General features: G+C 32.8%; 14 protein-coding genes. 9 read left to right on the top strand and 5 right to left on the bottom strand.

Annotated elements, in window-relative coordinates; all coding sequences use genetic code 11:
- Positions 1-30: 30 nt before the first annotated feature.
- From VOI25_RS02420 to VOI25_RS02400, 5 genes are all read left to right on the top strand, one after another.
- Positions 31-3,123 carry a VPS10 domain-containing protein gene (locus tag VOI25_RS02420; protein WP_323787354.1) on the top strand — a complete coding sequence of 1,031 codons (3,093 nt, stop codon included), beginning with the start codon at positions 31-33 and terminating at the stop codon, positions 3,121-3,123.
- Positions 3,123-3,671, top strand: a complete 549-nt coding sequence (locus tag VOI25_RS02415; RefSeq protein WP_323787353.1) for a CopD family protein — start codon at positions 3,123-3,125, stop codon at positions 3,669-3,671. Before VOI25_RS02420 ends, VOI25_RS02415 begins: the two co-directional genes overlap by 1 nt.
- 62 nt (positions 3,672-3,733) lie before the next feature.
- Positions 3,734-5,188 carry a sensor histidine kinase gene (locus tag VOI25_RS02410; RefSeq protein ID WP_323787352.1) on the top strand — a complete coding sequence of 485 codons (1,455 nt, stop codon included), beginning with the start codon at positions 3,734-3,736 and terminating at the stop codon, positions 5,186-5,188.
- 13 nt (positions 5,189-5,201) lie between these two features.
- Positions 5,202-5,984 (top strand): enoyl-CoA hydratase/isomerase family protein, encoded by a 783-nt coding sequence (locus VOI25_RS02405; RefSeq protein WP_323787351.1) that lies wholly within the window; start codon positions 5,202-5,204, stop codon positions 5,982-5,984.
- A 24-nt stretch (positions 5,985-6,008) separates the two neighbouring features.
- Positions 6,009-7,607, top strand: a complete 1,599-nt coding sequence (locus VOI25_RS02400; RefSeq protein ID WP_323787350.1) for a hypothetical protein — start codon at positions 6,009-6,011, stop codon at positions 7,605-7,607.
- 62 nt (positions 7,608-7,669) lie between these two features.
- Here VOI25_RS02400 and VOI25_RS02395 read toward each other — a convergent pair whose 3' ends face one another.
- On the bottom strand, positions 7,670-8,242 hold the full coding sequence (locus tag VOI25_RS02395; RefSeq protein WP_323787349.1) for a hypothetical protein: 573 nt from the start codon (positions 8,240-8,242) through the stop codon (positions 7,670-7,672).
- Between the two features lie 202 nt (positions 8,243-8,444).
- Here VOI25_RS02395 and VOI25_RS02390 point away from each other — a divergent pair, with 202 nt between their 5' ends.
- Positions 8,445-9,317 (top strand): AraC family transcriptional regulator, encoded by an 873-nt coding sequence (locus VOI25_RS02390; RefSeq protein ID WP_323787348.1) that lies wholly within the window; start codon positions 8,445-8,447, stop codon positions 9,315-9,317.
- 12 nt (positions 9,318-9,329) lie between these two features.
- Positions 9,330-9,503, top strand: a complete 174-nt coding sequence (locus VOI25_RS02385; RefSeq protein ID WP_323787347.1) for a hypothetical protein — start codon at positions 9,330-9,332, stop codon at positions 9,501-9,503.
- A 1-nt stretch (position 9,504) separates the two neighbouring features.
- Here the strand turns inward: VOI25_RS02385 and VOI25_RS02380 are convergent, their stop codons facing one another.
- The 3 genes from VOI25_RS02380 to VOI25_RS02370 form a co-directional block, all read right to left on the bottom strand.
- The gene (locus VOI25_RS02380; RefSeq protein ID WP_323787346.1) at positions 9,505-10,164 is read right to left on the bottom strand and encodes an HD domain-containing protein; all 660 of its coding nucleotides are present in this window, start codon (positions 10,162-10,164) and stop codon (positions 9,505-9,507) included.
- Positions 10,161-10,904, bottom strand: a complete 744-nt coding sequence (locus VOI25_RS02375; RefSeq protein WP_323787345.1) for a lysophospholipid acyltransferase family protein — start codon at positions 10,902-10,904, stop codon at positions 10,161-10,163. Before VOI25_RS02375 ends, VOI25_RS02380 begins: the two co-directional genes overlap by 4 nt.
- 75 nt (positions 10,905-10,979) lie before the next feature.
- Positions 10,980-11,390 carry a BrxA/BrxB family bacilliredoxin gene (locus tag VOI25_RS02370; protein WP_323787344.1) on the bottom strand — a complete coding sequence of 137 codons (411 nt, stop codon included), beginning with the start codon at positions 11,388-11,390 and terminating at the stop codon, positions 10,980-10,982.
- 187 nt (positions 11,391-11,577) lie between these two features.
- Here VOI25_RS02370 and VOI25_RS02365 point away from each other — a divergent pair, with 187 nt between their 5' ends.
- A complete protein-coding gene (locus tag VOI25_RS02365; RefSeq protein WP_323787343.1) occupies positions 11,578-12,372 on the top strand; it encodes a TerB family tellurite resistance protein in 795 nt (264 codons plus the stop codon).
- On the opposite strand, the gene VOI25_RS02360 is transcribed toward VOI25_RS02365, so the two are convergent.
- On the bottom strand, positions 12,369-12,518 hold the full coding sequence (locus VOI25_RS02360; RefSeq protein WP_323787342.1) for a hypothetical protein: 150 nt from the start codon (positions 12,516-12,518) through the stop codon (positions 12,369-12,371). The genes VOI25_RS02365 and VOI25_RS02360 overlap by 4 nt on opposite strands.
- An 89-nt stretch (positions 12,519-12,607) precedes the next feature.
- Here VOI25_RS02360 and VOI25_RS02355 point away from each other — a divergent pair, with 89 nt between their 5' ends.
- The gene (locus tag VOI25_RS02355; protein WP_323787341.1) at positions 12,608-12,931 is read left to right on the top strand and encodes a TraR/DksA family transcriptional regulator; all 324 of its coding nucleotides are present in this window, start codon (positions 12,608-12,610) and stop codon (positions 12,929-12,931) included.
- The last annotated feature ends 7 nt before the right edge of the window (positions 12,932-12,938 follow it).

Genomic DNA, 12,938 nt, shown 5'->3' with positions numbered 1-12,938 from the left:
TTTTATGCAACTAACAAAACCAATCTTACTATGAGATTTTTCACTACTATTTTTTGCCTTTTTCTTATCGGAAACTTCACTCAATTAGAAGCTCAAACTTATAATGAATCACAATACGATGCTTTAGAGTATCGATTACTTGGTCCTTTTCGAGGTGGAAGAAGCGCTGCAGTTACAGGTGTTCCTAATAAACCCAATTTATATTATTTTGGTTCTACAGGTGGAGGCATTTGGAAAACTCTCAATGGAGGACGAAGTTGGGAAAATATTTCTGATGGATTTTTTGGCGGAAGTATTGGAGCAATTACAGTGTCAAAAAGTGATCCTAATGTACTGTATGTTGGAGGTGGTGAAAAAACAGTGCGAGGCAATGTGTCTTCAGGTTATGGGATTTGGAAAAGTGTTGATGCAGGTAAAACTTGGATGTCTGCCGGATTGAAAAATTCTCGCCATGTTCCAAGAATCGCTGTTGATCCAACAGATCATAATGTTGTGTATGCTGGTGTTTTAGGAAATATATATAAACCAACACAAGATCGTGGTGTTTATAAAAGCACAGATGGCGGAAAAACTTGGAAGAAAACTTTGTTTGCAAATGACCAAGCAGGTGTTGTTGACTTAATTATCGATCCAACAAATTCAAGGATATTATATGCTTCAACATGGCGAGTACAACGTACACCTTATAGTTTGAGTTCAGGAGGAGATGGTTCAGCACTTTGGAAAAGTACAGATAAAGGAGAAACTTGGACAGAAATTTCAACCAAAGATGGCTTTCCTGAAGGGACTTTAGGAATTATTGGAGTAACGGTTTCTCCAGTAAATAACCAACGTGTTTGGGCTATTGTTGAAAATAAAGATAAAGGTGGATTGTATAGAAGTGAAGATGGTGGTGAGACATGGTCTCAGGTAAATAGCGAACGTAAATTACGTCAGCGTGCTTGGTATTATACCAGATTATATGCAGATACACAAGATGTAGATGTGGTTTATGTTTTAAATGTACGTTACCATAAAAGTACCGATGGTGGAAAATCATTCAGTACTTACAATGCTCCACATGGTGATCACCACGATTTATGGATAGCTCCTGAAGACCCAAATAGGATGATTATTGGTGATGATGGAGGTGCTCAAGTTACTTATGATGGAGGAGACACATGGAGTACATATCACAATCAACCAACGTCGCAATTTTATCGTGTAACAACAGATAACCATTTCCCATATCGTATCTATGCTGCACAGCAAGATAATTCAACCATTAGAATTCCGCATAGAACAGATGGTTGGTCAATTACTGATAATGATTGGGAATCTACGGCTGGAGGAGAATCGGCACATATAGCTATAGATCCTGAAGACAATGATATTGTTTATGGTGGTAGTTATGACGGATTTCTAACACGATATAATCATAAACGAGGAACCGTTAGAGCAATTAATGTATGGCCAGATAATCCCATGGGTCATGGTGCAGAAGGTATGAAATATCGCTTTCAGTGGAATTTCCCCATTATATTTTCAAAACATAATCCAGATCGTTTGTATACCTTTTCTCAGCATGTACATGTTACGGAAAATGAAGGGCAATCATGGCAAATTATTAGTCCAGATTTAACTCGAAATGATCCTGAAAAATTAAAATCTTCAGGTGGACCAATAACACAAGATAATACATCAGTAGAATACTATTGTACTATTTTTGCAGCTCAAGAATCACCAATAACTGAAGGTTTATTATGGGTAGGAAGTGATGATGGATTAATTCATGTCACAAAAGATGGCGGAAAAAATTGGGAAAATGTTACACCTAATGGAATGCCAGAATGGATGATGATTAACAGTATTGAACCGAGTGCATATGATGCAGGAACATGTTACATTGCTGGAACGAAATACAAAACAGGAGATTTTGCGCCTTACTTATACAAAACTACAGACTACGGAAAAACGTGGAAGAAAATCACAAATGGAATTAACCCAGAACATTTTACAAGGGTATTAAGAGAAGATCCTAAAAAGAAAGGTTTGCTCTATGCTGGAACTGAAACTGGGATGTATATTTCATTTAATGATGGTGCAAATTGGCAACCATTTCAATTGAATCTTCCAATTGTTCCAATTACAGATTTAGCAATAAAAGATAATAATCTAATTGTGGCAACTCAAGGACGAAGTCTTTGGATAATTGATGATTTGACTGTTTTACATCAATTAAGTAGCTCCAATTCTGCGGAAAACACACTGTTCAAACCTAAAGACACTTACAGAATTCACGGTGGTTATTATAAGGACAGTAAAACTTCTGGTACGAATCATCCTAATGGTGTAATGACGTATTTCAATTTAAAAGGTTACGACAAAGAGAATGATGAAGTGTCATTAACATATTTTGATCAGAAAGGTGACACTATAAAAACCTATTCATCAAAGAATAAAAAAGAAGATAAACTCGACGTAAAAAAAGGCATGAATCAGTTCATTTGGGATATGACTTATAAAGGTGCTGAAAAACTGGATGGCATGATTTTGTGGTGGGCAAGTTTAGACGGACCAGTTGCAATTCCTGGTACATATAAAGTGCATCTTAATGTAAATGGAACTGCATTCCCACAAGCCTTTAATATTGTTGCAGATCAAAGAGCTGAAAGTTCTCAGGCTGATATGCAAAAGCAATTTGATTTTATTACTGACGTCAATAAAACAATGGATGACGCTCATAAATCGATTAAGAAAATTAGAAATATTAAAGAACAATTGTCAGCTTTTGAAACACAATACAAAGGCAATGCTGATTTGAAAGATTTATTAGACAAAGCAGAAAAGCTCAAAGAAGACTTCACAAAAATAGAGGAAGCTTTGTATCAAACTAAAAATAGAAGTGGTCAAGATCCGTTAAACTTTCCAATTCGACTAACCAACAAATTAGGACATTTAAACGCCCTAGTTGGCATGGGAGATTTTGCGCCTACAGATCAAGATATTGCTGTAAAAAACGAATTAACTTCAGAAATAAAAGTCCAATTAGATACTTTTAATAGATTAATAAGTGATGAAATTAGTGCGTTTAATACTGCATTTAACACCAAGCAATTAAATTATTTATTTGTAGAAGATTAATGGAGTATTACAATTATATAAAAGCATTACACCTCATTTTTGTTGTCACTTGGTTTGCAGGTTTATTTTACATCCCTAGACTTTTTGTATACCAAATTGAAGCCTTTCATAAGCCTTCTCCAGAAAAGGAGATTCTTGTGAAACAATTGAAATTAATGGCGAAACGATTATGGAATATTATTACATGGCCTTCTTCAATTTTAGCTACTGGTTTTGCAATTTGGTTAATCATCTTACAACCAATTTGGTTAGAGCAAGCTTGGATGCATGTTAAGCTTGCGTTTGTTGTGTTATTGATTTTATATCAATTAAAAACACATCAATATTATAAACAATTACAGCGAGATGAAGTAAAAACTACATCCAATTTTATGCGACTTTGGAATGAAGGTGCTACTTTTATATTGTTTGCTGTTGTATTTCTTGTAATTCTTAAGAGTGCAATTAATTGGGTGTTTGGTGTCGTTGGAATTTTAGTCCTAGGAATTTTATTAATGTTAGGTTTTAAACTGTATAAAAATATTCGACACAAAAATCCTGATGCATAATATTGGCTTAATTATTGTTACATTTAAACGAATTATTGCCTAGATTCACTACAAATTTTCAGATGAGATTAAAAAAATTGTCTTTACGTGTTCGTATCTTTTTTGCCATGATAGTACTGGTGCTTATCGCATCGATATTGATTGCTGGTGTCACCATTTACCAATACAATGAAGAAGCAATTGATTATCATAAAGAACGACTCGAACGTAAGGAACGTGCTATTATCAGCGATATTAATTATGTTATCAAGGAAACAACTTATCCTGTTGAAACCGAAAAAGTCTCATTGATATTCAAGGACGAAATCTATAGAATTGCTGCTATTCACGGAATGAAAATCAACTTTTACGATTTAGATGGCACCTTACTTAAATCTTCTAAAGCTAGCTTTGAACCTGATTCCATTATAAAATGTATAGATGTCGAAATTTTAAATGCAATTTCAAATACTGCAGAGCATAGGTATGTTGTAAAAAATGAAAAAAATGGAGAGACATTCCAGTCGTCTTATACTTATATCTACGATTCAAAATCTAAGCCTTTAGCTATTTTAAATTTACCGTATTTAGAAAATGATGATTTTTTAAATAAAGAACTGAACGAGTTTTTAGAACGCCTTGGTTATGCCTATTTATTTATGATGTTTATAGCCATAATTTTAGCTCTTTTACTTTCAAAATATATAACTCGAACATTGAAAACAGTGTCAGATAAAATCAATGAAACACGTTTGGAAAAACGTAATAAAAAGATAGATATTGAATCATCAAGTGAGGAAATATCAACTCTAGTTAATTCATATAACAGTATGATTGATCAGCTTGAAGAAAGTGCAGTTCAGTTGGCGACAAGTGAACGAGAACAAGCTTGGAGAGAAATGGCAAAACAAGTTGCTCATGAAATTAAAAACCCCTTAACACCAATGCGATTGAGTGTTCAAAGTTTTCAGCGTAAATTTAATCCAGAAGACGAAAATATTTACCAAAAGGTAGATGAATACAGTAAGACACTTATTCAACAAATTGATACAATGAGTTCAATTGCTTCTGCATTTTCGAATTTTGCTAAAATGCCAGCGCAAAAGAATGAAACACTTAATGTTACTAATATCGTAAAACTGGCATTAGATATATTTAGCGAAGATTATATTGAGTTTTCTTCTGATGAAAATGAAATAATGGCGAATTTTGATCGTACGCAGTTAATTAGAGTAATCACTAACTTAGTAAAGAATGGCATTCAAGCAATTCCACATGACAAAGAAAACCCGAAGATAAAGGTTAAGGTGGCTTCAGAAAATGATATGGTTAAGATTACTGTCGAAGATAATGGGATAGGTGTTTCCGACGAGAATAAAAACAAGATTTTTGAACCTAAGTTTACAACTAAAACCAGTGGAATGGGATTAGGACTGGCCATGGTAAAAAATATTGTGGAAACTTATAAAGGAAGTATTACCTTTACATCACAACAAGAAATAGGAACCACTTTTACAGTTACGTTTCCGAAGATATAACAAGACAAAGCACATGAATTACGAAAATATAGTATCGAATACAAGCAACAACATAACTTCAATTACCATCAACAGACCCAACAAACTAAATGCTTTAAATAAAGACACCATACAAGAATTGCATGATGCATTTGATGATGCTAATAAAAGTAAAGACACTAAGGTGATTATCATCACAGGTAGTGGAGAGAAAGCTTTTGTTGCTGGAGCAGATATTAGTGAGTTTGCCGATTTTGATGTCAAACAAGGTGGAAAATTAGCAGCCAAAGGCCAAGAGTTGCTATTTGATTTTGTAGAAAATTTATCGACACCAGTCATTGCGGCTGTTAATGGTTTTGCATTAGGTGGTGGTCTAGAATTGGCAATGGCTTGTCATTTTAGAATTGCTAGTTCAAATGCTAAAATGGGTTTACCAGAAGTATCTCTTGGAGTTATTCCTGGTTATGGAGGAACACAACGTTTACCACAATTAGTGGGAAAGGGTCGCGCTATGGAAATGGTGATGACAGCCGGAATGATCGATGCCGAACAAGCCTTAAATTATGGCTTGGTAAATCATGTAACATCTCCGGATGAGTTAATGCCTCTTGCTGAAAAAATTGCTAGTAAGATTATGAGAAATTCTTCGGTAGCTATTAAAGCCGCTATCAAATCTATAAATGCAAATTTTAAAGATGGTGTTGATGGATATAAAACTGAAGTTAAACAATTCGGAAAATGTTTCGGAACAGAAGATTTTAAAGAAGGGACTTCAGCCTTTTTAGAAAAAAGAAAAGCAGACTTTCCAGGAAAATAAATCAATAAATTTAATTAATTATATATGAAAACAAGTTTCAAACTTTTCATAGCTATCATGCTATGTATGCCTTTCATCACTTATGGGCAAATAGATCAAATCAAAGTTCAAAAAAGTGAGATAACGAAAGATAAAAAGAAACATTCTAAACTTGTTTTTAGTTGTAGTAATACAGATGGAGGTATTTTAATTGTAAGACAATTTATGGGTGGTATTGCAAGACTTCCCAAAGGTTATTACCTCGAATACTATGATCTAGACCTTAATCTTGTCGCTAGTAATGAAATGGAAATTGATAATAGTGGCATCAAGAACATCTTCATTAAAGATAATAAAGTTAATATCATAGAGTATAGAAAGAATAAAGAAGATAAAACCAATGATTATTATGTGTTAACTGCAGATCCTAATACTCTAGAGTTCTCTGATAAAAAATTATTCTCCATAGATAAAAAGGATGTGAAAAAACCGTTCTTTTTCGGAATTGGGTTTATTCCAATTACAAATGTTGGGAAAATTGACCATGATCCTACAGGAGAAGTACAGGTGTCAAATAATAATGAATTTATCGCATTTAACTTCGACATCAAAGATGACAAAAAAGAAACACATCAAATTATAGTCTATAATAACAAATGGGAAAAAGTTAATGATAAAATTTTCACAGAAGATATTAAGGACAAATACTTTCAGTATAATTCATTTTCTGTAAGTGACGTAGATGGTTCTGTTTATTATTTGGGTAAAGCATACAAGAATGAGAAATTCAGGGATAAGGTGAAGGGTGTAATTAACTACGATTATATTGTTTATAAAGTGAGTTCAACAGAAACAAAAAGAAATGTTTTTAATACCGAAAACCATTATATTCAATCAATGGGTATCTCCTTAGACGAAGGCAACCTTTTTACTTTAGGGTCTTATTCTGACAAAGATTCTGATGATTATAAAGGCATTTGTTATTTTAAACTCAATCCTGAAACCTTAAACATAGAAACTACAACTTTCAATGAATTTACTGAACAATTCATGATTGATAAATACGGTGAGAAACGAGGGAAAAGAAAGAAGAAAAAAGGGAAAGAGTTGCCTTTTTTATCTTACCGAGATTTTATAGTTGACGAAATGGGTGATATTTATTTTAATGCTGAAGAGTTTTATATTACAGTACATACGAGAACAAGTACTAATGGGCATACAAGTACCTATTATGTATATCATTACAATGATATTTATACATGTAAACTTAATAGTTCAGGTGAATTACAATGGATTAGGACGATAAATAAGAGACAAGCAACATCTGGTAGTTTAGGAAGCTACTTATCATTTTCTTCAACAGTTGTAAATGGCAATATGTATCTCTTTTTAAACGGAGCAGATGATGTAAGGAAATTAAGAGATGACAGAATAGAGTTCAAGCAGAAAAAGGTGAAAAAATTAAATCTTTATGTGATTGAAATTACACCAGACGGATCGTTTAACTATGATATTATTGTTGATGATAAAGATTCTAAAATGACATATAAAACGATGCATGGTGTGATGTCTGAAAATGGAATGAGTATTCTTTTTGAAGGCAACAGAAAAAAGGAAAAACAAGTTTTAAAGCTTAGTTTTTAAACAATAACCTTATAAAAAAGGCTACCAAAATGGTAGCCTTTTTTATGATATCTTATTTTAGTTTAAAGCTTGAAATATTCAATATAGGTTCTATTGTCTGATTTGACAATTGCATAATAATTCCCTAGTTCTCTGTCTTGGAGTTTATATATTCGATTTATAGTTTTCTTACCTTCAAAAGCTTCAGAATAAATAAGATCATCCTCGTAGAAAATTTTTATGTTAACTGATTCAGATTCAAGAGACATTAAAGAAACCAAAAGTTTATTGTTTTCTGTTCTAATAACTGGTTTAAACAATGTCTGATCGTTGTCCTTAAGAAATGCAATCCTATTATTTTTTATTTCAAAAGGTTTAATTAAAATCTCAAAGTCTTTCTCTAATTCTATAGTGTAATTTCCGTCCTTAAGTTGTTTTAAGTCAAACGTTTTAGAGAGATTGCCATTTTTTGTAATAGTTTCTGAGTGAAGAATTATTCCAAACTCATCTTTAACTATTAATTGCTGCCCTTTTTTAGCATTTGTAAATTCTACTACTGCAATTTTTGAAAGGATTACATTGTTGCTTTTTTCTGCATAGCTTAATGTTGTTACAAACATTAATACTACTAGTGTTATTTTTTTAATTGTTCTCATCATAATTTGGGTTTAATGATTTATTTGACAAATCTATGCCAGTATGAAACCTTAGAAAACATCCATATTGCCATATATATGTTCTAAATTAACACAATGATGGGCTTAAAGTATTTTTAGTGTTAATTTAGAATAGATTTTTGATAATTAAACATACATTTGGATTTGTGTTATCAGTTAACTTTGTAGTAATGCATTTCATATGAGTACAAGAAAACCTACTTTAGAAAAAATAAGCCCAGAGTTTGGTAGTTCAATCAAAGTCATAGCCAATGAAGCCTATATTGGAGAGAATAAACCTTTTTGGCATTTTCATCCAGAGTTAGAATTAGTTTATGTAAATGAAGGAAGCGGAAAGCGGCATATTGGAAGTCATTTATCGTATTTCAACAATAGTCAGTTGTTATTAATAGGATCTAATTTACCTCATAATGGATTTGCAGATCGACTTACAATAAATGGTAGTCAAACTATTGTTCAGTTTAGACCAGAGTTTTTAGGAGAACACTTTTTTAATGTACCCGAAACGGCAGGTATTAGTAATTTATTTGAACTTGCTAAGGGTGGAATTCTTTTTGGAGTTAAGACAAAGGAGAAAATTGGACATAAGTTTGAATTATTATCGAAAAAAGAAGGGTTTAAGAAAATAATGATTCTGCTTGAAATTTTACATGGTTTATCAAAGTCTAAGGATTATATAATTTTAAATGCGGATGGATTTGCAATTGAAGCTGAACCTCAAGATAGTGCTAAATTAGATATCATTTTTAAGCATGTTAACGAAAATTTTACACAACATATTTCTTTGGATGAAATAGCTGATAAAGTAAGTCTAACTGTACCAGCATTTTGCAGATATTTTAAGAAAGTGACAGGAAAAACATTTACAAAACTCGTAAATGAATATCGCGTAGTGCATGCCACTAAATTATTATCTGAAAGCCAAATGAGTATTACGGATGTGAGTTATGAATGTGGCTTTAATAATTTCTCCCATTTTAATAAATTGTTCAAAGAGTTTACAGGAAAAAGTGCATCAAAATATAGAAGCGAATTAAAAATAAGGGTTCAATAAGATCAATTAAAAATGGAAGATAAAATAGACATTACATTAGAATATTATTTAGTAAAGCAAAAGCAAATTTTAAATTTTATGAACACTAATGATTCACTAACAGTAGATGATATTATCCATTATGGCCAAGAAATGTCTGTAATTGAAAATAAAATTACTGCCTTAGAAGTGGCACTGGAAAATTAATTTACTGTTCACCATTCCACTCAGCATAAAACTGTTGAAGAAACGTTTCCATAAATTTATGTCTGCTTTCCGCAATTTGCATTCCGGTTTTGGTATTCATTCGGTCTTTTAAGAGAAGTAATTTCTCGTAGAAATGATTAATAGTTGGTGCAGTCGAAGCTTTATAGACTTCTTTAGTCATATGCATATCAGGCGCAATTGACGGGTCATACAACTTGCGGTTTTTAAAACCACCATAATTAAATGTTCTTGCAATACCAATGGCACCAAGCGCATCTAATCGATCTGCATCCTGCACAACATCTAATTCTATTGAAGAAAAGGATTTAGTGACATTTCCGCCTTTAAAAGAGATGTTTTCTATAATGCTAACAACATGTTCTATTGTTTCTGAATCGACATCAATTATAAACAAAAATTCTCGAGCTTTTTGTGGACCAATGGCTTCGTCACCATTATGAAATTTACTATCTGCTATATCATGTAATAATGCTCCAAGTGCGACGATATAATCATTTACCTTTTCGTTTTTAGAAATGAGTAAGCTATTTTTAAACACCCTTAAGGTGTGAAACCAATCGTGACCACCTTCAGCAGACTCTAAAGTTGTTTTTACAAACGCTTCAGTTAATTTAATATGTTGTAATTGGTCTTTTGTCATTTATCTATGTGTATGGCAGTAGTAATTGTTTGTTCAATATCTTTGATAAGCTGTTTTTGATCCACAACTGAACTTAATTCAATTGGCTGATGTACAGTAAACTTTAAGTGATTCCCAATTCCCATTGGAAAGCTTCCATAGCGTAACATTTTCCATGAATTATTTACAGTTATCGGAACCACTAATGCTGAAGGTGCTTTTTTAAATAGCAATTCTAGACCTTTTGTTTTAAAGGGTTTTGGGTGTCCATCTTTACTTCGTGTCCCTTCTGGAAAGATTACTGCAGAGCGATTGTTTTGTTCAATATAGGCTCCAAAGTTGAGCATTGCTGGTAAAGCCTGACGAGGGTTTTTCCGATCTATTAAAACGGAGCCACCATGTCGTAAATTATACGATACACTTGGAATACCTTTGCCGAGTTCTTTTTTACTTACAAACTTGATGTGATGTTGTCTCATAAACCACATGATTGGAGAAATGTCGTACATACTCTGATGGTTAGAAACAATAATTAAAGGTCTGTTTTTTGGAATATTATGTGGATTGTTCCACGTAAAGCGTGTGCCCAAAATATGAAGACATCTTACTAAACAAAACTGAAGTACATCTACACTTTTTTTATGGGCTTGATATCCGAAAACATTAAAGCAAATCCATTGTATTGGATGAAAAATTAGTAAGGTCACTCCAAAGACAAACAAGTATAAAACTGTTAATGGATAAGCCAATAGTTTTCTCATGTGGCAAATGTAATTTAATGCCATAAAAAAACCACGACTAAATCGTGGTTTTTAATTCTTTAGCATATTGCTTTTCTAGCAATGATCGTTATAGGCATCCATTAAATTCTCAGAAATTAATTCTGCTGGACGACCTTCAATATGATGACGCTCTAACATGTGAACCAATTCACCATCCTTGAACAAAGCCATACTTGGTGAACTTGGAGGAAATGGAATCATATGTGCTCTTGCTGCATCAACAGCTTCTTTATCAACACCTGCAAAAACAGTGACAATATGATCAGGACGCTTTGCATTTTGCAAACTCATTCGAGCTCCTGGACGAGCGTTCGCTGCTGCACAACCACAAACAGAATTTACAACCACAAGAGTTGTACCTTCTTTTGCTAATGCATTTTCTACAGCTTCTGATGTATGTAGTTCTTCAAAACCAACCTTGGTTAAATCCTCACGCATTGGTTTTACTAATTCTGCTGGATACATATATTTAAAATTTATAAGATTAATATTTAGATTGCAAAGATACGGAAAATAAGTATGTAGTCTTAAGTCTTTAGTTGGCAGTTTCTATAGAGCTATTTAAGTTTTCTATGTGTAAATTCGGTAACAAATAATGAAAAAAGCCTACTAACTATAGTATATTTGAAATATTAAAAAATAAAACAGGTACATGAGTTTTGCAAAATGGATTGGTGGTGCTTTAGGTTGGTCTTTTGGTGGTCCAATTGGTGCTATTATAGGATTAGCTATAGGGAGTTTAATTGATAGTACTGCTCAGCAAGGAGGATTTTTATTAGGTGATGGACCAACTACAAGTAAACGATCTGGTAGAGGAACGTATCGTAAAACGCCTAATTATGAAAGACAACGCCAACGACCACAAACGCAATCGGGAGATTTTGAAGTGAGTTTACTTATTTTGGCTTCTGTAGTGATTAAAGCTGATGGTGTTCAAGATCAAAAAGAATTGGATTTTGTTAGGCAACAGTTTGTTAGTATGTATGGAAAAGAACGTGCAAATCATGCCTTTCGTTTATTTAAGAATATTAGCCAGCAGCAAATTCCAACACGTCAAGTATGTTTACAGATTAAACAAATGATGGATCATGCATCACGTTTACAATTGGTGCATTTTCTCTTCGGAATAGCTAAAGCAGATGGTATGGTTACCGAAGTTGAGGTCACACAAATTTACACTATTTGTGGTTATTTAGGGATTAGTTCTCGTGACTATGAAAGTATTAAAGCCATGTTTTACGACAGTAGTGATAATGCCTATAAAATTTTGGAAATCACTAAAAGTGCAACGGTTGATGAAATTAAAAAAGCCTATAGAAAGATGGCTAAAAAGTACCATCCAGATAAGGTGATTCATTTAGGAAAGGAACATCAAAAAGGTGCTGAAGAGAAATTTAGACAAGTGCAAAAAGCTTATGAACAATTACAAAAAGAACGAGGTTTTTAATTGTTTTGACCCTTATTATTTCTCCGTTTTTCGATGTCTTTAAAATAACGCTTTTCTTTATATTTTCTGTAGATAAAAACGACTACGACAATTAAGCCGAGAATCATTATGCCGCCTTTTCCTGTTATATATTCAATAAATTCCATAGGTTTAGATTGAGGAGATTATAGTCGACAATAAAAGCAAAACTTTCATTTAAATCGCTTATTTTAGATGAATTACATAATTATACGTTATGGATAAAGCAGAAATAAAGCAGACAATTTTAGATGAGATTTCAAAAACTGAAGCATCTATTGTACACTACAAAGACCTTACGAAACCAATTGCTCCAAATGACGCTATTGGACGTGTAAGTAGAATGGATGCGATTAATAATAAAACTATAAATGAAGCGTCTTTACGACAAGCAGAAAGTAAACTCAATACCTTAAAAATTGTGCTATCTAAAATAAATGATGATGATTTCGGTGTCTGTTTAAAATGCAAACAAACGATTCCTATTGGTAGAATCTTCATAAGACCAGAAAGCTTGTTTTGTGTGAACTGCGCGAGATAAATTGAAC

It is taken from the genome of Psychroserpens sp., assembly GCF_034670085.1.
Lineage (GTDB): Bacteria > Bacteroidota > Bacteroidia > Flavobacteriales > Flavobacteriaceae > Psychroserpens.
The sequence above is the reverse complement of the archived record's forward strand: the minus strand, read 5'-3'. Positions and strand labels throughout refer to the sequence as shown.